This window comes from Mesorhizobium sp. NPDC059054 (genome assembly GCF_042739215.1).
Taxonomy (GTDB): Bacteria; Pseudomonadota; Alphaproteobacteria; order Rhizobiales; family Rhizobiaceae; genus Mesorhizobium.
Map to the genome: position 1 here is coordinate 626,711 of NZ_JBHYHV010000003.1, position 21,109 is coordinate 647,819.

Sequence of the window (21,109 nt, forward strand, 5' to 3'; positions counted from 1 at the left end):
AACGGCCGCGCGCCAGTCTGGAAGGACCAACGCGCGACCGCCATGCCTTCTTCCTGCTTTTCGCTGGAAACCGGCCTGCCGTTACATCTTGGGCAGCAGAACCTTGTCGATGACATGGATGACGCCGTTCGACTGCTCGACATCGGCGATGGTGACATGGGCGACATTGCCGCTCTCGTCCGTCACTGTGACCTTGCCGCCCTTGTCCTTCAGCGTCAGTTCGCAGCCCCCGGCGGTCTTGACCTTGTGCGCACCGCCATCGGCCTTGACCATCTTGGCGACGTCGCCCGACATCGCCTTGGCGGCGACGACATGGCAGGTGAGGATCTTGGTGAGCTTGTCCTTGTTTTCCGGCTTCAGCAAGGTTTCAACGGTGCCCTTGGGCAGTGCCGCAAAAGCCTCGTTGGTCGGCGCCAGGACCGTGAACGGACCCTTGCCCTGAAGGGTCTCCACCAAGCCGGCGGCCTTGACCGCTGCGACCAGCGTGGTGTGATCCTTCGAGTTCACCGCATTCTCGATGATGTTCTTCTCAACATACATCGGCGCACCGCCGACCATGGGATTTTTGGCGTAGGCGACGCCGGCAAGCGCGGAAATGGCAACGGCGCCGGTGAGCAGCAGCTTGGTGATCTTGCGCATATTTCAATCTCCTCTGGTTCCAACCCTCTTTTGGGGACGCGAGGAGATACGGGGCGTGATCTTTCCGAGTTTCAGTCGCTTGAAAACTTTTTCGGAGTGCCGAAGCGATCAGATATCCTTTAGATCGCCGGCGGCTACCACGGGCCCGGTCGGCTGCCCGGTTGGCGAACCGCCTTTCGGTTCGAGGCTGATGGCGAGAACTGCACCTTGTGCCAGCTTCTCCTGAACGAGCGTCGACGGGGTCAATTGCGCGGTGGTGCCGGCGGGAACAACACCGACCGATACCGGCGCGTTCGTGCCTTCGATCAGCCAGAGTTCGAAATCCTTGTCCGATGCGAGCTGACCGGCAAGGCGGGACAGCCGCACCTCGTTGCGGACCCCGTCATAGACCGCAACATAGCGGACGTCGCTGCCTTCGGCAGCCAGCGACGCGACCAGTTCTGCTTGCGGCGGCGAAGGTGGCGCGCCGAGATAGGGAATGGCAATGGCAAGCATCAGCGCTGCGAGGGCTGCGGCAGTCAGGCCGCGCCAGAAGGCGAGGCTGGACCAGACACCGCCACGATCCTGCTGGGTGGTACCGTTCGCAAACAAACGGCGATCGATCGCTGCTTTCACCGCTGCCGGCGCTTCCACCTCGGCATAGCCGGCAGCAAGAGGCGAAAGCCGACCCTCCCAGGCATCGACCAGGCGCGCGAAGGCAGGATCCTGTTCGGCCCGCTGCGCGGTCGCCCGACGTTCATCCGCCGAAAGCACGCCGAGGACATACTCCGCGGCCAAGGCGTCGTCGTCGCGTTCCGGTCCGGTGGGGTCGCTTGCCGTCATCGCTCCAGGCATTCCCGCAATCTGATCAGGCTGCGCCGCAGCCAGGTTCGCATCGTGTTGAGCGGAACGCCATGGCGCTCCGCAAGTTCGACATAACTCTCTCCCTTGAGGTAGGCACCCCGTACGGCATCCGCCCGATCCTGCTCAAGCTCCTCCAGGCAGCGGTGGATGCGATCAGCTTCACCGCCCGCCACCGCCATTGCCTCGGGTCCCGGCGCCGGATCGGCCACATCGAGCGCGGCGTCGATATCGGCAGCCGGCCTGCGACGCGCCCTGATGCGATCGATGGCATGGTTGCGCGCCACCGCGATCAGCCACGACATCGGGCTCAGCTCCGAGACGGCGAAGCGGTCGGCTTTCGTCCAGACCTTGACGAACACCTCCTGCAAAGCCTCCTCGGCTTCCGCGCGATCGCTCAAGACACGCAGGCAGACGCCGAAAAGTTTCGCGCTCGTCTGCCGGTAGAGCAGATCGAACGCGGCCCGGTCCTTCAGCGAAGTCCGGACGATCAGTCTCGCGATGTCCTCGGGCGTCATCGGCGTCAGATTATGACGACCGCCGCGTCTTGCATAGCGGCAGCAAGGAAGCTCACGGCAGCGATCAAGCCTCGCGACAAAACGTGCCGAAGTGGAAATGCTGCGTCGCGCCCCACGGCGTAACATGGTCGTGGCGCCGACTGTCGACGAGCCGGAAGCCGGCACCGAGCGCAGCGCCGAGGGATCGCGCGTCGTAGCGCTGCACCGTCAGGCCGCTGCACTTTTCCGGTCCATCGGGCGCAAAAGTGCCGATGACCGCATGACCGCCTACACGCAAAGCTGAACGCAGCCGCTCGACATAGGCGGTCCGGCTCGCTTCCTCGACCAGGAAATGGAACGCGGCACGATCGTGCCAGACGTCATAGCTGCGTTCGGGGCGCCATTGTGTGACGTCCGCGACAATCCAGTCGACCTTGCCGGCGGCAGCGCCGAGACGCGCCTGCGCCGCCTCAAGCGCAGCTTGCGAAACATCGAGTACGGAAAGATCGCCATAGTCGAGCGCGAGAAGCGTGTCGGTCAGGATCGACGCGCCGCCGCCGATATCGATGATGCCGGAATCCGGCTTCGCGTCCACCAATTGCAACAGATCGAGCGAGGGCGCCGGTGTCTCCTGGTACCAGCTGACGGCAGTCGCTGCCTTGCTGACATAGACGTCCTGCCAATGGGCTTTCGCATCGAACCCGGTCATCGTGACATCTCTCTGACAGTTTCACCGCTGTTCACGAACAGATGACGCCGGCTTCGCGCCAAAACAAGACTTGCCTGCCTCCTATCGATTGCCCCTCTCGCCGTTTCCCGCTAAGACCTCGCCGTTTCTTTCCAGCCAGCCGGGAAATTCGCCATGACGGACGTCGCCGCCAACGCCGAAATGCAGGCCGCGCTGCTCTCGAGGGCGCTGCCCTATATGCAGCGCTACGAGAACAAGACGGTTGTGGTGAAGTATGGCGGCCACGCCATGGGCGACATCGAGCTCGGCAAGGCATTTGCCCGTGACATCGCGCTTCTGAAGCAGTCCGGCGTGAACCCGATCGTCGTCCACGGCGGTGGCCCGCAGATCGCGGCCATGCTGGCCAAGATGGGCATCGAGTCGCGCTTCGAGGGTGGCCTGCGCGTCACCGACGAAAAGACCGTCGAAATCGTCGAAATGGTGCTGGCCGGCTCGATCAACAAGGAGATCGTGGCGCTCATCAATGCAGAGGGCGAGTGGGCGATCGGCCTGTGCGGCAAGGACGGCAACATGGTCTTCGCCCAGAAGGCCCACAAGACGATCAAGGATCCGGACTCCAACATCGAGCGCGTGCTCGATCTCGGTTTTGTCGGTGAACCCGTCGAGGTCGACCGTACCCTGCTCGACCTGCTCGCGCGCTCGGAAATGATCCCGGTGCTGGCACCGGTGGCGCCCGGCCGCGACGGCCACACCTACAACATCAACGCCGATACTTTCGCCGGCGCCATCGCCGGCGCGGTCAAGGCCACGCGGCTTCTGTTCCTCACCGATGTTCCCGGCGTGCTCGACAAGAACAAGAAACTCATCGACGAACTGACCGTGGCGGAAGCCAAGGCACTGATCGCCGATGGCACGGTTTCCGGCGGAATGATCCCCAAGGTGGAGACCTGCATCGAGGCGATCGAACGCGGTGTCGAAGGCGTCGTCATCCTCAACGGCAAGACGCCGCATTCGGTGCTGCTGGAACTCTTCACCGAACACGGCGCCGGCACGCTGATCGTGCCGTAAAGCGAGGCATTCCCGTCAGTCTGTGTCGCCAGTCTTCAGCTTGCGCAGCTCGTTGTGCTGAAGGTCGGCCGCCGCTGTCATGAATTCCAGGATCGTGCCGAGTTCGGCATCGTTGAAGGCGCGCAGCATCCTTTCGCCCTCGCGCGCAATGCCGCCATAGTAGCGCGCCGACAGGTCACGTGTCTTTTGGGTGGCCTCGACCACCACTTTGCGCCTGTCCTCGGTGCTGCGGGTGCGTGTGAGAAAACCGCGCGCCTCCAATCTGTCGATCAGCGCCGTGACCGCCGCCGGTGTCAGACCCGAGACCCGCGCGATGGCGCCCGCCGACTGGGGTCCGTGATACAGCAGGCTGAGACAGCGGCCTTCAGCGCTGTTGATGCCCATTTTCTCGCGCACCGCCTCATCGAAACTCTGCGTCTCGTCCTGCCAGCGCATGATGGCGCTCAACAATGCACTGAGCAGCTCGTTGCGATTCGCGGTTGACGAATTTATTTCGATCATCTAACTATCGATCTATCGAACATTTCGACTGACGTATCATTAGGTGAAAGTCGAGATGTCGACAAGTCGAACCTACGAAGAAGGAAAGGCCCGATGGCCCAATCACAGATGTCACGAGAAGAAGAAATGCGTTTCGCCGAGCGTTCCATGGAATGACACGGCTGGGGATCGCCGATCGGTATGGGCGTCATGATCGTTTCGCTGGCGATGGCGGCAGTGCTGCTGCGCATTGCCATCTACGGTTTCTGAGCGCCGGCGCGATCAGGCCGCGCGAGAAACTGCAGCCCCGACGATCACCAGGTTGCGGCCGCGGCGCTTGGCTTCGTAGAGGCGCAAGTCGGCGCTGCGCATAAGATCGGGCAATGTCATCGTTTCCTGGAAAAGTGCGCCGCCGATCGACACCGTCAATCTGACGATGCGTTCCATCGGCCTGAACAGGATCAGCTCGACTTCCGTGCGGATCCGTTCGGCGATGCGGGCAGCCTCCCGCTCGTCGGCACCATGCAGGAAGGCGGCGAACTCCTCGCCGCCGATGCGGCCGAGGGCGTCGCCGGTGCGCATCGCGCGCTTGATGGCGCCGGCAATCAGCAACAGTGCCTCGTCACCGGTGAGGTGACCGTAGCTGTCGTTGATTGCCTTGAAATGATCGGCATCTATGATGAGCAGCGCGCCGCCGGTCTTGCCCCTGGCGCTTTCCAGCGCCGAAAAAAAACTCTCACGGTTGAGCATGCCGGTCATGTCGTCGCGACTGGCCTTGTCGGACAGGCGCCTGTGCGCGACCGCCAGTTGCGCATGGGCCCGGGCAAGCTCGCGATGCGCGGCCTTCAGCCTGTCGCCCTGCGCAAACATATAGGCGCTCGTCGGCCCGGCGATGAGCAACGGACAGACCGTGCCGATGACCCAGGCATCGAGGCCAATGAGATTGCTGGACAGAAACCCGACGGCGAGAACGACCAGAAACGAGACGAGAACCGCGGCACCAGCGACAGCCGCGGAACGCATGACTATGCTGGTCATAACTGCCCTCCCTCCCCGCAAGCGGCCTTATGACGGCCAGACCTGAAGGTCTTCTTTAAGCGCTGGCTAAAATTTGAACGATCGCGCCAATTTGGCCCCAATCGGTCCACAAAAGCGATCGACATAGCTGCTTCCGCTTCGCTGGTTTCATGCGATAACTGCGTCATGACCGAATCCCCCGATCCCGCTCGCTTTACCCATGTCACCGACTGGGTGTTCGACCTCGACAACACGCTCTATCCGCACCACTCCAACCTATTCTCGCAGATCGACGCGAAGATGACGGCTTATGTGTCGGAACTGCTCAGGCTGCCGCGCGAGGATGCGCGCAAGCTGCAGAAGGAGCTCTATCTGGAATACGGCACCACGCTGAACGGCTTGATGGAGCGCCACAACATCAATCCGGACGACTTCCTGGAGAAGGTGCACGACATCGATTATTCCTGGTTGGTGCCGGACCCGGTGCTGGGAACGGCGATCCGGCAATTGCCGGGGCGCAAGTTCATCTTCACCAACGGCGATCGCGGCCATGCCGAACGTGCGGCACGCCAGCTCGGCATTCTCGATCATTTCGATGACATTTTTGACATCGTCGCGGCAGGGCTGACACCGAAGCCGGCGCGCCAGACCTATGAGAAGTTCGCGGCGCTCCATGCAGTCAGCGGCCCGAACTCGGTAATGTTCGAGGATCTGGCCCGCAACCTCGCCGTGCCGAAGGCACTCGGCATGACGACGGTGCTGGTGGTGCCGCGCAATTTCGAGCCGACCTTCTCCGAGATCTGGGAGCGCGACCCGGACAACGCTGACGACGTCGACTACGTCACGGACGATCTCGCCGGCTTCCTGTCGACCATCATCGAAACGCCCTCTTGAGACGTCTCACCTGCGTCGAGGCAGCCATCGATGACGGTTCACCGGCGACGGACGATGGGTCTGTCTAACCTGGGCCGCCTCAGAGCGTGTAGAAGCGGCGGACGATATCCCAGGCTTCGTCGGCGGTGTCGACGAAGTCGATGATGTCCTGGTCGCCCGGCGTGATGGTGCCCTGCTCGGCCAGATAATCCAGGTCGATGGCGCGTTGCCAGAATTCCTTGCCGAACAGGATCACCGGCACCCGTTCCATGCGCCCGGTCTGGATCAGCGTCAGCGTCTCGAAGAACTCGTCCATGGTGCCGAAACCGCCAGGGAACACCGCCACGGCCTTCGCCCGCATGACGAAATGCATCTTGCGGATGGCGAAGTAGTGGAAGTTGAAACACAGCTCCGGCGTCACATAGGGGTTTGGTGCCTGCTCGTGCGGTAGCACGATGTTGAGGCCGATCGACGGCGCCCCGACATCGTCGGCACCACGATTGCCGGCCTCCATCACGCCCGGCCCGCCGCCTGTGACGACCACGAACTCGCGATAATAGGATGCCGCCGAGTGCTGCGAGCACAACCGGGCAAATTTACGCGCCTCGTCGTAATAGCGGCTGTTCTTTTCGAGGTTGCGTTTTTGCGTCTCGTTCTTGGCGGCCCAGGCCTCACCGCCCGGCTCAGGAATACGGGCACCGCCAAACAGGATGACGGTGGAGCGGATACCACGCTCGGCCAGAATCATCTCAGGCTTCAGCAGTTCGAGCTGCAGCCGCACCGGCCTCAATTCGCGCCGCGTCATGAACTCTTCGTCATTCCAGGCGAGGCGGTAGGTGGAAGCCCGCGTCTGAGGCGTATCGGGTACGCTTCTGGAGCGCTCCAGGTCTTCGTCCGAATGAGGCAAGGGCGTCCAGCCCGTCTTTTCCATTGGGTTCATATCCACCCGTCCAAATCCCTTTCGAGCGTCGTCCCGTGACGCAGCTGCGATTGACCCTCACATTCCCTTCAAATAGGGTCCGCGCGGCTTTCAAACAGGTTAAGAGCCTGCCCTTCTCAGCATTGTAACGGAGCATTTGATGTCGAAGCCCGATCTGGCGAGCCTTGAAAAGACCCTCGACAAGGCTTTCGAGGAGCGCGACGGCATTTCAACCGCGACTCGCGGCAAGGTACGCGACGCTATCGAATCAGCGCTGGAACTGCTCGACAAGGGCGTTGCACGCGTCGCCGAGCGCCAGGCCGATGGGCAGTGGAAGGTCAACCAGTGGCTGAAGAAAGCCGTGCTGCTGTCGTTCCGCCTGAAGCCGATGGAACTGATTTCGGGGGCACCCGGCGGCGCTTCCTGGTGGGACAAGGTTCCGTCGAAGTTCGACGGTTGGGGTTCGCTCGAATTCGAAAAGGCGGGCTTCCGGGCCGTTCCGTCGGCGGTCGTGCGCCGTTCGGCCTATGTCGCGCCCGGCGCCGTGCTGATGCCTTCCTTCGTCAATGTCGGCGCCTATGTCGACAGCGGCACCATGGTCGACACCTGGGCCTCAGTCGGCTCCTGCGCGCAGATCGGCAAGAACGTGCATCTCTCCGGCGGTGTCGGCATCGGCGGCGTTCTGGAGCCGATGCAGGCCGGTCCGACCATCATCGAGGACAATTGCTTCATCGGTGCGCGTTCCGAAGTCGTCGAGGGCTGCATCGTGCGCGAGGGCGCGGTGCTCGGCATGGGCGTCTTCATCGGCAAGTCGACAAAGATCATCGACCGCGCCACCGGCGAAGTCTTCTACGGCGAAGTGCCGGCCAATGCGGTGGTGGTGGCGGGCTCCCTGCCGGGCAAGCCGTTGCCGAATGGCGAACCGGGCCCGAGCCTGTACTGCGCCGTCATCGTCAAACGTGTCGATGCCAAGACGCGGGAAAAGACCTCCATCAACGAACTGCTGCGTGACTGAACGGTGATCGCGTGAGCCTCCAGCAGACGCTTTGGGCGTTCTTCGGCTTCAATGGGCGACTGAGCCGGCAAGCGTTCGCGCTTGCCGGGCTGCTGCTCTATGTCATCCGCTCCTACCCGATCTACCGGCTCTACACAGCGCCCGATCAAGCCACGATGGAACAATGGGCTTCCATCTTCCTGGTGGTGCTCGGCGTGTTGATCCTGTCTCACCTGGCGCTCGCCGCAAAGCGACTGCATGATTTCGATAGGACCGGCTGGTATGGCCTGTTCTTCATCATCGGCGACATCATCGTATTTATTCTGCTCTGTCTGCCGCAGGGAACGCGTGGCGCAAACCGCTATGGCCACGAGACCGACGCTCCGGCCTGAACGGCAGATCGACATCCTGATCGCTAGAGCAATCCCAGGAAAGTGTAACGGTTTTCCGTCCGGAATTGCGCGAAAACAAAGAGCTGGAGCATTTCCGTGAAAAACGGAAACGCTCCAGTCGTGTCGGCTGTAAAAGAATCCTAAGAGATTCTTAGGTCATCCGTGCAAGATAGAGGGGATGTTGTAGCAACATCCCAGGGGGAACGATTGTCAGACCCGGCAAAAGTTCTCGGCAGCGGCCTCGCAGAACAAACGGCGCGCCTTTTTGACTGGTTCTCGACTCCGCTGGAGAACGAACCCAAGGCTGTTCGCTCTCGTTTCCTCGAAACGACTTACGACCGAAAATTTGCCATCCTCTTCGCCAGCCTGAGCGTCCTCGTGCTTGCAGGGACGGCAATCGTGCTGACGGGGGCTTGGTGGCCCTTGTTATGGGTCGCAGCCGATCTTGCCTTGCTGGTTCTGCGGTTCACCTTGATCGTGCGCTGCGAGGCGGCGCGGCTTCACGGTGAAACCCCGCCCCTCGGCGCCCTGATGATTGCCGGCGGTGCCTGGTCTGCCGTCTTCGGGCTCGGCTGCTTCGGCTGCATCGCAAGCGAGAACCTGGTGCTTTCCGTGCTTGCCGGGCTGAATGTCGCGGGCGTGGTCGGCGTCGTCTCGTCGCGCAACGCGGCCACGCCGCGCTATGCCATCCTGGTCATGCTTGTGGTCAGCCTGCCCTTCATGCTGGGCGCCTTGCTGTCGCCGCAACCGGGCATGTGGGTGATCGGCCTCCAGATGCCGTTCTATGTCGCCGGCATCATCGGGGTTCTCGTCCACAACCACAGGATCAGCGTGCGCATGATCCGTGCGGAACTCGACAACCGGGACCTCGCGGTCAGGGACGCGCTGACGGGGCTGCCCAACCGTATCTTGCTGCAGGAAGAATTGCGCCGGATGTGCGGTCAATTGGCCACCCCGGCCGCCAATGGCGGCAAGCCCTTCGTCGTGCTCAGCATGGATCTCGACGGCTTCAAATATATCAACGACAGCCATGGCCACACCGCCGGCGACCGGCTGTTGCGTCTTGTCGGCGAACGGCTGAGAAATACCTTCCGTGCCACCGATTTGGTGTTCCGGATCGGCGGCGACGAATTCATCGTGCTTTTGCCCGGTGCATCGGAAATCGAAGCTGCTCATCTCGCCAAACGGGCGATCGAAACGGTTTCCGAGGCCTTCGACATCGAAGTTGGCACTCCGGCCTATATCGGTCTCAGCGCCGGCAGCGCGCGGGCGCCAGTCGACGGGGACACCCCGGAACAGCTGCTCACCTGCTCCGATCTTGCACTTTACGAGGCCAAGCGCGCCGGCAAGGGCCGGCACCGCGCGCATCTGCCCAGCGCCGGCTGATTCACGAACCATGCCGTAAAGTCCGCTAGAGCAATTCCAGGAAAAGTGTGTAGCGGTTTTCCGTCCGGAATTGTGTAAAAACAAACAGTTAGAGTGATTCCGTGAAAAACGGAAACGCTCTAGATCGCACCGGCGGGCAGCTTCGGTGAACCCTGGCCCCGCTCTTCCGCATCCCGCACCAGGCCAGCAATGCGCTCCACCAATGGCGCCCGCACGCCTGACTTGGCGGCAAGCCGGAGAATCGCCCCTTGTAACTCGTCGATTTCGGTCTTGCGTCCGCGCTGCAGATCTTCCCACATCGACGAGCGTGCCTGCGGATCGATCGCCAGCATACGTTTCGCCAGACGCAGGAACAGGAAGTCGGGTAACCTCAGGATCGTCGGCAGCAGTGCGGGCGGCGGCCCGGCGACCCGACCGGGCTTGATACCCGCCGCCTTCATCACCGTCAGTGCTTCGGCAATCTGCGCAGCCAGGAGCAAGCGCCAATGTCGATCCGACAATTCGGTCGCCAAAGGCAGATCGGACAAGGCCACAAGTGCATTGTTGAGGTTGAAGAGCAGCTTGCCCCATTGCACCGAACGCATGTCGGCATGCGTGGTGGTCGCGAAGCCTTCGACGTTCAGCAGGCTCGAGATATCCGACGCGCCACTCTCGATCAGAACCGTGCCCTCGCTGGCGCGATGCACCCTGAACGGGATCTCGTCTTCCTGCTGTACGACATTGAAGGGCACCATGCCGGCGAGCACGCGTCGGCCATCGACGGTCGAGGTCAAACGGTCGGCATTGTCGACGCCGTTCTGCAGGCTGACAATGATCGCATGGGCAGGTGCGCGCGTAGCAATCTGTCGGCCGATCTCCTCCGTTGCACCGCTCTTGGTGGTGACGAGCACGATGTCGGCGCCATCGAGTGCCGCTTCCGCGCGGGTCTCGACCGCAAATGCTGCCTGGCTCAGGTGCCTGTCGCGCTTTTCGAGGTCGGTGACACGCAGGCCGCCGCGCAGGAGCGCCTCCTCAATTCGCGGCCGGACCAACAGTGTCACCTTGCGTCCCGCCAGCGCGAGGCAACCGCCCGCGTAACAGCCGATGCTTCCGGCCCCGGCAACAACGATGGATGCATCGCGCAATGTCATCGCAATCTCCGAGCAAGGTGCCATCGGTTATTTGTCATGCCTGCCCATTGTCGGTCATATCAGGCAGTTTAGCCAAGGATAGCAACCGCATCGGCGCCAAGAGCCGTGACACGATCCCATCTTTCGAATAACGCTGCGCACATGACACTGCCGACCGATCCCGCCCAGAATCTCGCTGCCCTCATTCGTTGTCCATCCGTGACTCCAGCAGAAGGCGGTGCACTGTCGTCGCTGGAAGTCATGCTGAAACCGCTCGGTTTCGCCATCGATCGTCCGGTGTTCAAGGAAGACGGCACGCCGGATGTCGAGAACCTTTATGCGCGGCGCTCCGGCAACGGCCCGCATCTGATGTTTGCCGGCCATACCGATGTAGTGCCCGTGGGCGATGAATCGGCCTGGACGCATCCGCCCTTTTCAGCGGCGATCGCCAATGGCGAGATGTATGGCCGCGGTGCCGTCGATATGAAAGGCGGCATCGCCTGCTTCATTGCTGCTCTCGCCCGCCATATCGCCCAGAAAGGTGCCCCCAAGGGCTCGGTTTCGCTGTTGATCACCGGCGACGAGGAGGGCCCTTCGATCAACGGCACGGTGAAGCTCCTGGAATGGGCGGTGGCCAAGGGCGAGACGTGGGACGCTTCGATCGTCGGCGAGCCTACCAACCCCGACGCGCTTGGCGACATGATCAAGATCGGTCGGCGCGGCTCGCTGTCGGGCACGGTGACCGTCAATGGCCGGCAAGGCCATGTCGCCTATCCGCATCTTGCCGACAATCCGGTGCGCGGGCTGATGACGCTCACAGACGCGCTGCTCAATCCCGTCTTCGACAAGGGCACGAAGAACTTCCAGCCAACCAATCTCGAAGTCACGTCGATCGATGTCGGCAACCTCGCCACCAACGTCATTCCGGCCAAGGCGAGCGCCACCTTCAACATCCGCTTCAACGACACCTGGGACGCGGAAACGGTGCAGGCCGAAATCCATAACCGGCTCGACACCGCCAGTGGACGCAAGAAGTACCGTAAGGGCCGCAAGGAAGCGATCGACTTCGAGCTGACCTGGAAGGACCGGCCGAGCCACGTCTTCCTGACGCGCGACGACAAGCTGATCGAGACGTTGAGCGGCTCGGTTGCCGCCATCACCGGGCGCAAGCCGCAGCTGTCGACATCCGGCGGCACATCCGATGCCCGCTTCATCAAGGATTATTGCCCGGTGGTCGAGTTCGGCCTCGTCGGCAAGACCATGCATATGGTGGACGAGCGCGTGGCGTTGGACGATCTCGAAACGCTGACGACGATCTACCAGCGTTTCATCGAGGACTGGTTCGGGTAAGCGGGGCCATGCTTGCGGCGGATGAAATCCAATCGTCGTTGGCAGGCGCCTGGCGCATGATGCTGGGCAAGGCCGATGGGCTGCGCCTGCTCGATCTGTCGGCCGACGGATTCTGGAATTCCTTCTTCGCCATTGCCGTTGCTGCGCCGGCGTTGATCGTGGGCTGGGTCGGGATTTCCAACACGGCCGGAGAAGCCGCGGCCGGCCGGTTCGAGTTGTTGCTGAAGCTGGCTTTCGTCGACATCGGCACCTGGGTCCTACCCCTGCTGGCGCTGGCCGCGGTGGCGCCGCACGCGGGGCTCAGCGCCCGTTTCGTGCACTATGTCGTCGCCAGCAACTGGGCTTCCGCCATCATAGCCTGGCTGATGCTGCCGGGGGCACTCATCCGCCTGATTTTCCCAGCAGCGGATCAGGCGAGTGGTCTGGTTTCGCTGGTGCTTTTTTTCGCTTCGCTGGTGCTTAGCTGGCGCATGACCAATATCGCGATCGGCAAGGGCGCGGCGATGGCCACCGCGGTGTTTGCCGGCATGTTTGCCGTCTCACTGATCGTGTTGTTCGCACTGCAGAAGCTATTGGGCATATCAACTCTTGGCGCCTGATGCATACGGGCGCCACCATGCCATGGTTCAAGGTGCCAGGCCCTGTGTCGGACGCTCCGTCCGATCTCGCCATCGCCAGCTTCCGGCGGCAGCCGCCACCAGCATCAGGATGAGAGCCGTCAGAGCTGCGAAAGCGAAGCCTCGCGCCGCGTAAAGCGGGCCAAAGCCGGTCGTTCCGGCAAAAACAGCAAGATAGGTGACAGCGCTGTTCAGCCCCATGATGGTGCCACGGCGCGCGGGATCGATGGCAGCGAGCCGCATGATCAACACATTCAGACCGAAGTGATTGGTGAGCCCCCACAGCAGAGTGAGCACCAGCACTGCAACGAAGCTGCCGCCTGCCAGCGCGAAACCAAGATAGACGGTTCCGACAGCCAGGAACGCGAAGGGCATGACGCGACGAGGCCCCAACCGATCGACGATGCCGTCGAGAAAAGCTGCCGTTCCGAAGCCGATGCCGTAGACCAGCGCTACAATGCCGTTGGCGCTCACAGGCTCGCCGAGACCGGTGTGCAGGTGATCTCCCAGATAACCGTAGACGCCATAGAAGGCGCTCATGAAGGCTGCGCAGGCAACGAGCAGCGGCTTGACGCCGGCAATGCGCAACGCCGCCAGCGGCTGCGGTGCCGGACCTGCGGCTGGCAGGTCACGGTAGCGGCTGGCCTTCAAAGTCAGGAAAGCGGAAAGCGCAAGCAGCGCGACGACAGCGTAAACCGCGCGCCAGTGGATATAGTCGGCAACAAAGGCCGACAGTGAGACACCGGCAACCATGCTCAGCGTCCAGCCAGTCAGAACCACGCCGATGGTGCGGCTTTCACGCCCGGTCGGCGCCACCGCTGCGGCGCTGGCGTAGATTGCCGGCAAAGCAATCCCCGATGCGACCCCGGCCGCCAGCTGCGCACCGGCCAGCGCCGGCACGGCTGGCGAAAGTGCGCTCAAGGCCAGTGCCGCGGCCAGTCCGACAAGTGCCCACAGCAACATGCGCCTGGCGCCGAACCGGTCGACATGGCGCGCCATCAGGAGCGCACTGGCAGCCGTGCCGAGTCCAAAGGCCGCCGATGCCGACATGACCAGCGCAACGCTTGTGCCGAGTGCCCGCGCCACCTCCGGCGCGATCGGTCCGAGCACCAGCGAGTTGGACCCTATGACGGCGATGCAGAAGGTCAGCACATAGGCGACCGCCGGCAACCGCGCGGCGGGTTCGGCGAGCAAGGGAGGTGATTGATCCGTCTTCGTCATGGATGCATGATGACGGAATGACATTCCGCAACAAAGGGGAATTTCAGCGATGAGGCAAGAAACAGATGACATTCGGCGAAACAGCGTTCCGGAGCGGGACCTGGACGAGATGGACCGAAAACTATTAGGCGCACTCTGCGAGGATGCGACTGTCAGCTATGCCGAACTTGGCGAGAAAGTCGGACTTTCGGCGCCGGCCGCGCACGAGCGGGTGAAGAGGCTACGCCGCAGCCGGGCGATCCGCAGCACTTCGGTGCTGATCGATCCGGTCGCCGTCGACAAGCCGCTGCTCGCTTTCGTCCACGTCGACACGCGCGGCTGGGGCAAGACCCCCGAGCTGATGGCGATCTCCGCCTATCCGGAAGTCGAGGAAATCCATTCGGTGGCCGGCGATGCCTGCATGCTGCTGAAGGTTCGCGCCAAGGACACGCGCGCGCTGGAGGGCCTGCTGGCAAGGCTCTATGACACACCAGGCGTCATGGCCACGCGCAGCTATGTGGTGTTGTCGACTTATCTGGAACGGCCGGTGCAGCCGGGCTCGACCAAGGTCTGGCCGATGCCGAGCCACATGGCGCAGCCGATCGAGCACCGGCGTAATGTCGAAGTGATTTCCAAAAGTGAGTGAATGACCGCCCTAGCGCATCGGCCCGAAAATCGGAATCGATTTTCGGAAAGCACGATGCGCAGCTTCAAAGTGTTAGAGCGTCCTTTGCGCGTCCGAAGGGACGCGCGGCGCTCCAACGGCCAGGTGTCAGGAGATTGGATAGTCGACACCGACGAGGAACAGACCGTCGGGTGGAGCGACCTGACCGCAGGCAGCGCGGTCGCGCGCTTCCAGAGCTCCCTTGATATCCGCAGCCGTCCAGGCACCTTCGCCGACGCGCTTCAGCGAACCGACCATGGAGCGCACCTGATTGTGCAGGAAAGAGCGCGCCGACGTGCGGATTTCGATCGTCTCGTCCTGACGCGTAACATCCAGCCGTTCCAGAGTGCGCAGCGGGCTGTTGGCCTGGCACTGCGTGGAGCGGAAGGTGGTGAAGTCATGCCGCCCCATCAAAACCTTCGCCGCTTCGTGCATGGCCTCGGCATCGAGCCGCTTCGGCACCCACCACACCTTGCCTTTGTCCAGCGCCGGCGGAGCGCGGCGATTGGCGATGCGGTAGAGATAGTGCCGGCCGATCGCCGAAAACCGGGCGTCGAAATCGTCCGGCACGGCAACCGCGCCCAGAATCGCGACACGTTCGCCGGCCCGTTGCAGGTAGGCATTGACGGCATCGCGCACCGTATCCGCCGGCCAATCCTTGGTCAGATCCGCATGCGCGACCTGGGCTGTCGCATGCACACCGGCATCGGTGCGGCCAGCGCCCCGAATTGAGATCGCATCGCCACAGAAACGTTCGATCGCCTGTTCGATCGCCGCCTGGACGGAATGCTGGCCGGCAGCCTGCCGCTGCCAGCCGGAATAAGGCCCGCCGTCATACTCGATGTCGAGGCGATAGCGGGGCACGTCTGAGCGCTACGCTGCCAGGGCGGTGCCGAAAGCCGAAGCGTAGACCAGTTCGCCGGTCTGGGGCGCTTCACCCCAGGCCTGCGCCTGCAACGCTTCGCCCTGATACTCGCTGGCAAAGTCGGCCGCCCGCTCATGACTGTAGCCGAAGCGGCCGTAGTAGGCCGGATCACCCAGCACGATGGACAGGTTCTCGCCGGCATCCTTCAGGCGGATATGCGCCTCGCGAACCAATGCGCCGCCGATGCCCGTGCCGTGGAAATCCGGTTCCACAGCGAGCGGCGCCAGCGCCACGGCCGGGAATTGGCGGCCATCATTCTCGACATAAAGGCGCGAGAACAGGATATGGCCGACAACCTGGCCGTCTTCCTCGGCGACCAGTTCCAGCACTGCATTACCTTCATCGACGATCGCATCGACCAAGCCAGCTTCGGTGTGCTGGCCGAAAGCATGTTCTTCGACGAGGCGGATCGCTTCGCGATCCCGCGGCGTCGCCGCGCGTATCGACATCATGCTCATGACAGTTTCGTTCCTTCTTCCAACTTTGCCCCGCGCAGGAACTCCTGTGCGGTGACGGGCCTGCCGCCCGCACGCTGCACTTCGACCAGCCTGACCGCGCCTGACCCGCAGGCGACCGTCAGCCGGTCGTCGAGAATTCCTCCCGGTTCCCCCGCACCTTCGGCGACGGTCGAACGCAGCAATTTCAGCCGTTCGACACGCCCCCCGATCGTGGCCTCGCACCATCCGCCGGGGAAGGGCGAAAGGCCGCGAATGTGGTTATGGACCTCGCCCGCGGAACGGGTCCAGTCGACCCGGGTCTCCGTCTTATCGATCTTCGCGGCATAGGTCACGCCTTCGGCTGCCTGTTCCACAAAGCTCAGCGTCCCGGTCTCCAGCCTCGCCAGCGCTTCGACCACCAGTCCGGCACCTGCCGCCATCAGCCGGTCATGCAGATCGCCTGCCGTCATGTCGGGATCGATCGCCAGTTTTTCAACCAGCCCGACCGGGCCGGTGTCCAGCCCCTGTTCCATCTTCATGACCATCATGCCGGTTTCGGCATCGCCGGCCATGATGGCGCGCTGGATCGGTGCTGCACCACGCCACCGTGGCAAAAGCGAGGCGTGACCGTTGAGGCAACCGAAGCGCGGCGCGTCGAGGACCGGCTTCGGCAGCAACAGGCCATAGGCGACGACAACGGCGACATCGGCATTCAGAGCACGAAAGGCCGCCTGTTCCGCCTCATTTTTCAGGGAAGCCGGAATGTGCACGGCTATGCCGAGCCGCTCGGCCTCGCGCTGCACCGGCGACGGGGTGAGTTCCAAGCCGCGGCGGCCAGCGGCACGTGGTGGCTGCGTGTAGACGGCCACGATGTCATGCCCAGCCTCGGCCAGCGCACGCAGCGTCGCAACCGAGAAATCGGGCGTGCCCATGAAGACCACGCGAAGTGCCATGGATTTTGCCCCGGATCAGCCGGCTAGGCGGCTTGGCGCCTTGTCGCGAGCGAGTTTTTTGAACTTCTTGACCACCATGTCGCGCTTCAGCTTCGAGATGTGGTCGATGAACAGCACACCGTTGAGATGGTCGATCTCATGCTGCAGGCAGGTGGCCATCAATCCCTCGGCCTGCATCTCCTGCAGGCGACCATCGCGATCCAGATAACGGACCCGAACCGTGGCCGGCCGCTCGACCTCGGCATAATAGTCGGGGATCGACAGGCAGCCCTCTTCATAGACCGACCGCTCGGTACCGCTTTCCAGAACGTCAGGATTGATGAAGACATGGGGAGCAGGCGGCTCGTCTTCCTTGGCGAGGTCGATTACCAGCATGCGCAGCGGTTCGCCGACCTGGATTGCGGCCAGGCCGATGCCGGGAGCGTCGTACATCGTCTCCAGCATGTCATCGGCCAGCTTGAGCAGCGGCTCGTCGACGCGCTCGACCGGCTTGGAAACCTGACGCAGGACGGGATCGGGAAGAATGATGAGCGGCTTGATCGACATATCGCTCACCTAAGACCTTCCCGATAAAGCGTCAACCGCACTGCCGTCAGCATGTTCATGGTTTGATCTTTTCCAGCCACAAGAATCATCTATGCTAAGCTGATGAACGACCTCGGCTCCATCCTTTCCGAACCCATCGCCCGGCTCGGCGCGACGACCATCACGCTTGGCCAGGCGCTCGGCTTCGTCGTGTTTCTCGTCCTTGTCCTGTTCGTCGCGTTGATTGTCGCGCTCTGGCGTGCTGCCAAGGCACGCAGCATCGCCGCAGCCGAAGCGGCCGACCACGCACGCGACGCCGAAGCCCGCATGGCCGGCATTCTGCAAAGCCAGGCCGAAATGCAGGGACGCATGGGGGCACTGGCGGATGTGTTCGGTGCGCGCCAGGCAGAACTGACGCAGTCGATCGGCCAGCGGCTGGATGCCATGACCGGCCGCATCGGCCAGACCATGACCGAGCAGACCAAGTCAACGCACGAAAGCCTGGCCAAACTGCAGGAGCGGCTCGCGGTGATCGACACCGCGCAAGGCAACATCCAGTCGCTTGCCGGACAGGTCGTGCAATTGCAGGCGATCCTTTCCAACAAGCAGACGCGCGGCGCCTTCGGCCAGTCGCGCATGGAAGCAATCGTTGCCGACGGGCTGCCGCACGGCTCCTACGAATTCCAGGCCACGCTCACCAATGGCAATCGGCCGGATTGTCTGGTGAAAATGCCGAACAGCGCACCGTCACTGGTCGTCGACGCCAAATTTCCGCTCGAGGCATGGAACGCCATCCGCGCTGCCGAAAGCCCCGAACTGCAGAAGGTGGCCGCGCAGGCATTCCGGCGCGATATCGAGGTGCATATCCGCGACATCGCCGAAAAGTATCTGATCCAAGGCGAGACCCAGGACACCGCCTTCATGTTCGTGCCCTCGGAGTCGATCTTTGCCGAGATCCACGAAAATTTCGAGGCGCTGGTGCAACGCGCGCATCGCGCCCGGGTCGTCATCGTCTCGCCGTCACTGCTGATGCTGTCGATCCAGGTCATCCAGGCGATCCTGAAGGATGCGCGCATGCGCGAGCAGGCGCATCTGATCCAGGGTGAAGTCATCCGCTTGATGGAAGACGTTTCGCGTCTCGACGAGAGGGTGCGCAAATTGCAGACCCATTTCGGCCAGGCCTCGAAGGATATCGACGATATCCTGGTATCCTCCTCCAAGGTCACCAAGCGCGGCCAGAAGATCGAGGCGCTGGAATTCGGCGGCACAGAAGGATCGGACGAGGCCGACAAAGGAGGCGGGCAGCGCAAGGTCGAACCCGCCTCGCGCACGGCGGATTCCAAGACGGGACAGCTCAGGCTGCGGGTGATCGACCCCGACGACGCTTGACGGTTCCCGGGCTACTCCTGCCTACTGTGCTTCAATCGTGGTCTCGACACTTTCGAAATGCGGCAGCCAGCGCAGCGCCGAACCGTGCCATTTCTCCGACCTCGGCACGAGATCCTGGCGCTGGCGAGCGCTTCCGACCCTGATGCCGTAGACTTTCGGCCCGTCGCCCGCGCCGACGACATAGAGGTGCGAACCGCAGTCGCCGCAGAAGGCCTGCAGGCGCTTGGCACCGCTGCTGCCGGTCTTCACATAGATTTTCGGCTCGCCCTTGATGAGCCTGAACTGCGCTTCCGGAGCGGGAACCGTGACCCGGAAAGCCGTGCCGGTGAGTTGCTGGCAGTCGGAGCAATGGCAGATCGAGGTTGTGCCAGGATCGACCTCAGCTTCATAGGCAATCGCGCCACAATGGCAGCTTCCATCGATCTTCATGGTCTTTCTCCCGATGCTTGCACCAATGTAGCGCCGCAATGGAGCCGGGCAATGGCCGTTTCCAACTGGCATCATCACTGCCTGCAGGTGCCTTGCTCTTTCCGAGATCTGTTGTTTCACTGATCTCGTCTCAACGGAGGAACGAATCATGGCCAAAGGTTCGATGAAACCGGGCAAGGAGGCCCGTAAGCCCAAAAAAGACGCCAAGAAGCCCGCCGCGGCGCCGGCGATAAAGGCGCCGCCCGTGCAGGCGACGCGCATCAAGGACAAGTGAGGCGGCGGCGCACATCTCGCAGCCGGCGCAACGCGGCGCCGGCTGTGGCATCCGAGAAATCTCACACCTCGCGCAGCCCGCGCCGGAACGCTGCCATGAACGGTTCCATCAGATAGGCAAGCACCGTCCGTTTTCCTGTCACGATCAGAACTTCGGCGGGCATGCCAGGCATCATGACGACGCCTTCATCCAGCGATTCCAGCTCGCTCGGCGGCACCTCGACCCTTGCAAGATAATAGGACTGACCGGTCGCTTCGTCGGTGACCCTGTCGGCGGACACCGACTTAACCGTACCCGTCACGCGTGGCATGCCGCGACTGGAATAGGCAGTCAGGTGCACGGTTGCCTCGAGGCCCGCCGCCACAACGTCGATGTCGCTCGGCGAAACCCGTGCGTCGATCAGCAGCTCCTCATTGGTCGGGACGATGTCGAGGATCGCCTGGCCCGGTCCGATCACGCCGCCTGACGTCTTGAATTTGAGGTTGGCTATCTTGCCGGTGACGGGCGCCGTTACGACCGTACGATCCAGCACATCCTTGCTGGCATTCAATCGTTCGGCCGCATCGATATAGCTCGCTCGGGCCTTCTCCAGCTGATCGGCGATATCGGCCGACTGTGTCGCCTTCAGCGACATGCTCTGGGTATCGAGTTCGCCTATCTTCTGTTCGACCTCCGCGATCTGGCCAACAAAGCTGCCGCGATCGCCATCCAGTGCTGCCTTGGAGCGTTCCAGCTTCAACGTTTCGGACCGCGCCAGCAGCGCCTTGTCGACCAGGCTCTTCTTCACGCTGTGTTCCTGCTCGGTCAGCGCGAGCTGTGCATCGACGCTGACCACCTGTGCCCGCAAACCCGACAACTGTTCCTCGAACTGGCGTTTGCGAACATCGAGGATCTGCAACTGTGCGTCCAGCGAAGAACGGCGCTGGTTAAACAGCAAGGTCTGGCCGGCGATGATCTTCCTGGCGCGCTCGTCGGCGCTCGCCAGAAGGTCTGGTGGGAACAGGATCTCGCTCTTCTCCTCCTGCTCGGCACTCAACCGTGCCTGCGTCGCTTCCAGCGTCCGGGCCTGCTCCAGATAGAGATCATAGAGGGCAGCTGCCTGCGTGCTTTGCAGGATGACCAGCTGATCGCCGGCACGAACCAGATCCCCGTCGCGCACCTTCAATTCCTTGATGATCCCACCCTCGAGATGCTGAACGGTGCGCCGGCTTCCGTCCGGGCTGACAATGCCGGTCGCCGTGGCTCCCTCCGCCATCGGGGCCATAGCCGACCAGGCAATTCCGCCGCCGATGAACAGGCATACGAGCGCCATGCCGTAGCGAGCGGGCTTACGAACGATGTTCTTCAATCCTGGCGGTTCGATCTTGACGTCGATGATGTCAGGCGGTTTTTTGAACAGTGCTTGCGACCTGGCGAACCGGTTTTCGGACATCCCACCCTCCCC

The 21,109-nt window shown here is 62.6% G+C and carries 25 protein-coding genes; 10 read left to right on the top strand and 15 right to left on the bottom strand.

Annotated features, from left to right (window positions below; all coding sequences use genetic code 11):
- Window positions 1–81 precede the first annotated feature (81 nt).
- The 4 genes from ACFWXH_RS16405 to ACFWXH_RS16420 all read right to left on the bottom strand — a co-directional run bounded on the left by ACFWXH_RS16405 (window position 82) and on the right by ACFWXH_RS16420 (window position 2,685).
- Window positions 82–639, bottom strand: coding sequence for a fasciclin domain-containing protein (locus ACFWXH_RS16405; RefSeq protein WP_379121955.1), 558 nt, complete (start codon window positions 637–639; stop codon window positions 82–84).
- Between the two features lie 108 nt (window positions 640–747).
- Window positions 748–1,461: an anti-sigma factor domain-containing protein gene (locus tag ACFWXH_RS16410; RefSeq protein ID WP_379121957.1), complete on the bottom strand. Its 714-nt coding sequence runs from the start codon at window positions 1,459–1,461 to the stop codon at window positions 748–750.
- A complete protein-coding gene (locus tag ACFWXH_RS16415) occupies window positions 1,458–1,997 on the bottom strand; it encodes a sigma-70 family RNA polymerase sigma factor (protein ID WP_379121959.1) in 540 nt (179 codons plus the stop codon). The genes ACFWXH_RS16410 and ACFWXH_RS16415 overlap by 4 nt, the downstream gene beginning before the upstream one ends.
- A 64-nt stretch (window positions 1,998–2,061) precedes the next feature.
- On the bottom strand, window positions 2,062–2,685 hold the full coding sequence (locus ACFWXH_RS16420; RefSeq protein ID WP_379121961.1) for a class I SAM-dependent methyltransferase: 624 nt from the start codon (window positions 2,683–2,685) through the stop codon (window positions 2,062–2,064).
- Between the two features lie 153 nt (window positions 2,686–2,838).
- Between ACFWXH_RS16420 and argB the strand changes: the two genes are divergently transcribed.
- The gene (gene argB / locus ACFWXH_RS16425; protein WP_054311823.1) at window positions 2,839–3,732 is read left to right on the top strand and encodes an acetylglutamate kinase; all 894 of its coding nucleotides are present in this window, start codon (window positions 2,839–2,841) and stop codon (window positions 3,730–3,732) included.
- A gap of 15 nt (window positions 3,733–3,747) precedes the next feature.
- On the opposite strand, the gene ACFWXH_RS16430 is transcribed toward argB, so the two are convergent.
- Together ACFWXH_RS16430 and ACFWXH_RS16435 are read right to left on the bottom strand one after the other, a co-directional pair.
- Window positions 3,748–4,233, bottom strand: coding sequence for a MarR family winged helix-turn-helix transcriptional regulator (locus ACFWXH_RS16430; protein ID WP_379121964.1), 486 nt, complete (start codon window positions 4,231–4,233; stop codon window positions 3,748–3,750).
- 261 nt (window positions 4,234–4,494) lie between these two features.
- Entirely contained in the window at window positions 4,495–5,250 is a 756-nt protein-coding gene (locus ACFWXH_RS16435) for a GGDEF domain-containing protein (protein ID WP_379121966.1), read from the bottom strand.
- Window positions 5,251–5,415: 165 nt separating this feature from the next.
- Here ACFWXH_RS16435 and ACFWXH_RS16440 point away from each other — a divergent pair, with 165 nt between their 5' ends.
- Entirely contained in the window at window positions 5,416–6,123 is a 708-nt protein-coding gene (locus ACFWXH_RS16440; protein WP_379121968.1) for a pyrimidine 5'-nucleotidase, read from the top strand.
- A gap of 79 nt (window positions 6,124–6,202) precedes the next feature.
- On the opposite strand, the gene ACFWXH_RS16445 is transcribed toward ACFWXH_RS16440, so the two are convergent.
- Entirely contained in the window at window positions 6,203–7,042 is an 840-nt protein-coding gene (locus ACFWXH_RS16445; RefSeq protein WP_152979899.1) for an LOG family protein, read from the bottom strand.
- A 139-nt stretch (window positions 7,043–7,181) separates the two neighbouring features.
- Here ACFWXH_RS16445 and dapD point away from each other — a divergent pair, with 139 nt between their 5' ends.
- From dapD to ACFWXH_RS16460, 3 genes are all read left to right on the top strand, one after another.
- Window positions 7,182–8,036, top strand: coding sequence for a 2,3,4,5-tetrahydropyridine-2,6-dicarboxylate N-succinyltransferase (gene dapD, locus ACFWXH_RS16450; protein ID WP_379121971.1), 855 nt, complete (start codon window positions 7,182–7,184; stop codon window positions 8,034–8,036).
- An 11-nt stretch (window positions 8,037–8,047) separates the two neighbouring features.
- The gene (locus ACFWXH_RS16455; protein WP_379121973.1) at window positions 8,048–8,407 is read left to right on the top strand and encodes a DUF805 domain-containing protein; all 360 of its coding nucleotides are present in this window, start codon (window positions 8,048–8,050) and stop codon (window positions 8,405–8,407) included.
- 207 nt (window positions 8,408–8,614) lie between these two features.
- Window positions 8,615–9,793, top strand: a complete 1,179-nt coding sequence (locus ACFWXH_RS16460; protein WP_379121975.1) for a diguanylate cyclase domain-containing protein — start codon at window positions 8,615–8,617, stop codon at window positions 9,791–9,793.
- 119 nt (window positions 9,794–9,912) lie between these two features.
- Here the strand turns inward: ACFWXH_RS16460 and ACFWXH_RS16465 are convergent, their stop codons facing one another.
- Window positions 9,913–10,923: a 2-dehydropantoate 2-reductase gene (locus ACFWXH_RS16465; RefSeq protein ID WP_379121977.1), complete on the bottom strand. Its 1,011-nt coding sequence runs from the start codon at window positions 10,921–10,923 to the stop codon at window positions 9,913–9,915.
- Window positions 10,924–11,064: 141 nt separating this feature from the next.
- Between ACFWXH_RS16465 and dapE the strand changes: the two genes are divergently transcribed.
- Window positions 11,065–12,252, top strand: coding sequence for a succinyl-diaminopimelate desuccinylase (dapE, locus tag ACFWXH_RS16470; protein WP_379121979.1), 1,188 nt, complete (start codon window positions 11,065–11,067; stop codon window positions 12,250–12,252).
- Window positions 12,253–12,260: 8 nt separating this feature from the next.
- On the top strand, window positions 12,261–12,851 hold the full coding sequence (locus tag ACFWXH_RS16475; RefSeq protein ID WP_379121981.1) for a transporter: 591 nt from the start codon (window positions 12,261–12,263) through the stop codon (window positions 12,849–12,851).
- A 27-nt stretch (window positions 12,852–12,878) separates the two neighbouring features.
- Here the strand turns inward: ACFWXH_RS16475 and ACFWXH_RS16480 are convergent, their stop codons facing one another.
- The gene (locus tag ACFWXH_RS16480; RefSeq protein WP_379121983.1) at window positions 12,879–14,090 is read right to left on the bottom strand and encodes an MFS transporter; all 1,212 of its coding nucleotides are present in this window, start codon (window positions 14,088–14,090) and stop codon (window positions 12,879–12,881) included.
- A 49-nt stretch (window positions 14,091–14,139) separates the two neighbouring features.
- Here ACFWXH_RS16480 and ACFWXH_RS16485 point away from each other — a divergent pair, with 49 nt between their 5' ends.
- On the top strand, window positions 14,140–14,715 hold the full coding sequence (locus tag ACFWXH_RS16485; protein WP_379121985.1) for an Lrp/AsnC family transcriptional regulator: 576 nt from the start codon (window positions 14,140–14,142) through the stop codon (window positions 14,713–14,715).
- 126 nt (window positions 14,716–14,841) lie between these two features.
- Here ACFWXH_RS16485 and truA read toward each other — a convergent pair whose 3' ends face one another.
- Genes truA through def form a run of 4 tightly spaced genes read right to left on the bottom strand, consistent with a single transcriptional unit; the run spans window position 14,842 to window position 17,594 of the window.
- Entirely contained in the window at window positions 14,842–15,597 is a 756-nt protein-coding gene (gene truA, locus ACFWXH_RS16490; protein WP_379121987.1) for a tRNA pseudouridine(38-40) synthase TruA, read from the bottom strand.
- A 9-nt stretch (window positions 15,598–15,606) separates the two neighbouring features.
- A complete protein-coding gene (locus ACFWXH_RS16495) occupies window positions 15,607–16,116 on the bottom strand; it encodes a GNAT family N-acetyltransferase (RefSeq protein WP_379121989.1) in 510 nt (169 codons plus the stop codon).
- The gene (gene fmt / locus ACFWXH_RS16500) at window positions 16,113–17,048 is read right to left on the bottom strand and encodes a methionyl-tRNA formyltransferase (RefSeq protein WP_379121991.1); all 936 of its coding nucleotides are present in this window, start codon (window positions 17,046–17,048) and stop codon (window positions 16,113–16,115) included. The genes ACFWXH_RS16495 and fmt overlap by 4 nt, the downstream gene beginning before the upstream one ends.
- A gap of 15 nt (window positions 17,049–17,063) precedes the next feature.
- Window positions 17,064–17,594: a peptide deformylase gene (gene def, locus ACFWXH_RS16505; protein ID WP_379122239.1), complete on the bottom strand. Its 531-nt coding sequence runs from the start codon at window positions 17,592–17,594 to the stop codon at window positions 17,064–17,066.
- A gap of 102 nt (window positions 17,595–17,696) precedes the next feature.
- Here def and ACFWXH_RS16510 point away from each other — a divergent pair, with 102 nt between their 5' ends.
- Complete coding sequence (locus ACFWXH_RS16510) at window positions 17,697–18,962, top strand: DNA recombination protein RmuC (protein WP_379121993.1); 1,266 nt, start codon at window positions 17,697–17,699, stop codon at window positions 18,960–18,962.
- Between the two features lie 21 nt (window positions 18,963–18,983).
- Here the strand turns inward: ACFWXH_RS16510 and ACFWXH_RS16515 are convergent, their stop codons facing one another.
- A complete protein-coding gene (locus ACFWXH_RS16515) occupies window positions 18,984–19,391 on the bottom strand; it encodes a GFA family protein (protein WP_054311840.1) in 408 nt (135 codons plus the stop codon).
- Window positions 19,392–19,539: 148 nt separating this feature from the next.
- On the opposite strand from ACFWXH_RS16515, the gene ACFWXH_RS16520 reads away from it, so the two are divergent.
- Window positions 19,540–19,665, top strand: a complete 126-nt coding sequence (locus ACFWXH_RS16520; protein ID WP_152979900.1) for a hypothetical protein — start codon at window positions 19,540–19,542, stop codon at window positions 19,663–19,665.
- Window positions 19,666–19,726: 61 nt separating this feature from the next.
- On the opposite strand, the gene ACFWXH_RS16525 is transcribed toward ACFWXH_RS16520, so the two are convergent.
- Window positions 19,727–21,097 (bottom strand): HlyD family type I secretion periplasmic adaptor subunit, encoded by a 1,371-nt coding sequence (locus tag ACFWXH_RS16525; RefSeq protein ID WP_379121995.1) that lies wholly within the window; start codon window positions 21,095–21,097, stop codon window positions 19,727–19,729.
- Window positions 21,098–21,109 lie beyond the last annotated feature (12 nt).

What these genes read in the sequence shown, in the direction of transcription:
- ACFWXH_RS16405 (WP_379121955.1), bottom strand. Translation starts at nt 639, where the DNA reads ATGCGCAAGATCACCAAGCTGCTGCTCACCGGCGCCGTTGCCATTTCC.
- ACFWXH_RS16410 (WP_379121957.1), bottom strand. Translation starts at nt 1,461, where the DNA reads ATGACGGCAAGCGACCCCACCGGACCGGAACGCGACGACGACGCCTTG.
- ACFWXH_RS16415 (WP_379121959.1), bottom strand. Translation starts at nt 1,997, where the DNA reads ATGACGCCCGAGGACATCGCGAGACTGATCGTCCGGACTTCGCTGAAG.
- ACFWXH_RS16420 (WP_379121961.1), bottom strand. Translation starts at nt 2,685, where the DNA reads ATGACCGGGTTCGATGCGAAAGCCCATTGGCAGGACGTCTATGTCAGC.
- argB (WP_054311823.1), top strand. Translation starts at nt 2,839, where the DNA reads ATGACGGACGTCGCCGCCAACGCCGAAATGCAGGCCGCGCTGCTCTCG.
- ACFWXH_RS16430 (WP_379121964.1), bottom strand. Translation starts at nt 4,233, where the DNA reads ATGATCGAAATAAATTCGTCAACCGCGAATCGCAACGAGCTGCTCAGT.
- ACFWXH_RS16435 (WP_379121966.1), bottom strand. Translation starts at nt 5,250, where the DNA reads ATGACCAGCATAGTCATGCGTTCCGCGGCTGTCGCTGGTGCCGCGGTT.
- ACFWXH_RS16440 (WP_379121968.1), top strand. Translation starts at nt 5,416, where the DNA reads ATGACCGAATCCCCCGATCCCGCTCGCTTTACCCATGTCACCGACTGG.
- ACFWXH_RS16445 (WP_152979899.1), bottom strand. Translation starts at nt 7,042, where the DNA reads ATGAACCCAATGGAAAAGACGGGCTGGACGCCCTTGCCTCATTCGGAC.
- dapD (WP_379121971.1), top strand. Translation starts at nt 7,182, where the DNA reads ATGTCGAAGCCCGATCTGGCGAGCCTTGAAAAGACCCTCGACAAGGCT.
- ACFWXH_RS16465 (WP_379121977.1), bottom strand. Translation starts at nt 10,923, where the DNA reads ATGACATTGCGCGATGCATCCATCGTTGTTGCCGGGGCCGGAAGCATC.
- dapE (WP_379121979.1), top strand. Translation starts at nt 11,065, where the DNA reads ATGACACTGCCGACCGATCCCGCCCAGAATCTCGCTGCCCTCATTCGT.
- ACFWXH_RS16475 (WP_379121981.1), top strand. Translation starts at nt 12,261, where the DNA reads ATGCTTGCGGCGGATGAAATCCAATCGTCGTTGGCAGGCGCCTGGCGC.
- ACFWXH_RS16480 (WP_379121983.1), bottom strand. Translation starts at nt 14,090, where the DNA reads ATGACGAAGACGGATCAATCACCTCCCTTGCTCGCCGAACCCGCCGCG.
- ACFWXH_RS16485 (WP_379121985.1), top strand. Translation starts at nt 14,140, where the DNA reads ATGAGGCAAGAAACAGATGACATTCGGCGAAACAGCGTTCCGGAGCGG.
- ACFWXH_RS16495 (WP_379121989.1), bottom strand. Translation starts at nt 16,116, where the DNA reads ATGAGCATGATGTCGATACGCGCGGCGACGCCGCGGGATCGCGAAGCG.
- fmt (WP_379121991.1), bottom strand. Translation starts at nt 17,048, where the DNA reads ATGGCACTTCGCGTGGTCTTCATGGGCACGCCCGATTTCTCGGTTGCG.
- def (WP_379122239.1), bottom strand. Translation starts at nt 17,594, where the DNA reads ATGTCGATCAAGCCGCTCATCATTCTTCCCGATCCCGTCCTGCGTCAG.
- ACFWXH_RS16510 (WP_379121993.1), top strand. Translation starts at nt 17,697, where the DNA reads ATGAACGACCTCGGCTCCATCCTTTCCGAACCCATCGCCCGGCTCGGC.
- ACFWXH_RS16515 (WP_054311840.1), bottom strand. Translation starts at nt 19,391, where the DNA reads ATGAAGATCGATGGAAGCTGCCATTGTGGCGCGATTGCCTATGAAGCT.
- ACFWXH_RS16520 (WP_152979900.1), top strand. Translation starts at nt 19,540, where the DNA reads ATGGCCAAAGGTTCGATGAAACCGGGCAAGGAGGCCCGTAAGCCCAAA.
- ACFWXH_RS16525 (WP_379121995.1), bottom strand. Translation starts at nt 21,097, where the DNA reads ATGTCCGAAAACCGGTTCGCCAGGTCGCAAGCACTGTTCAAAAAACCG.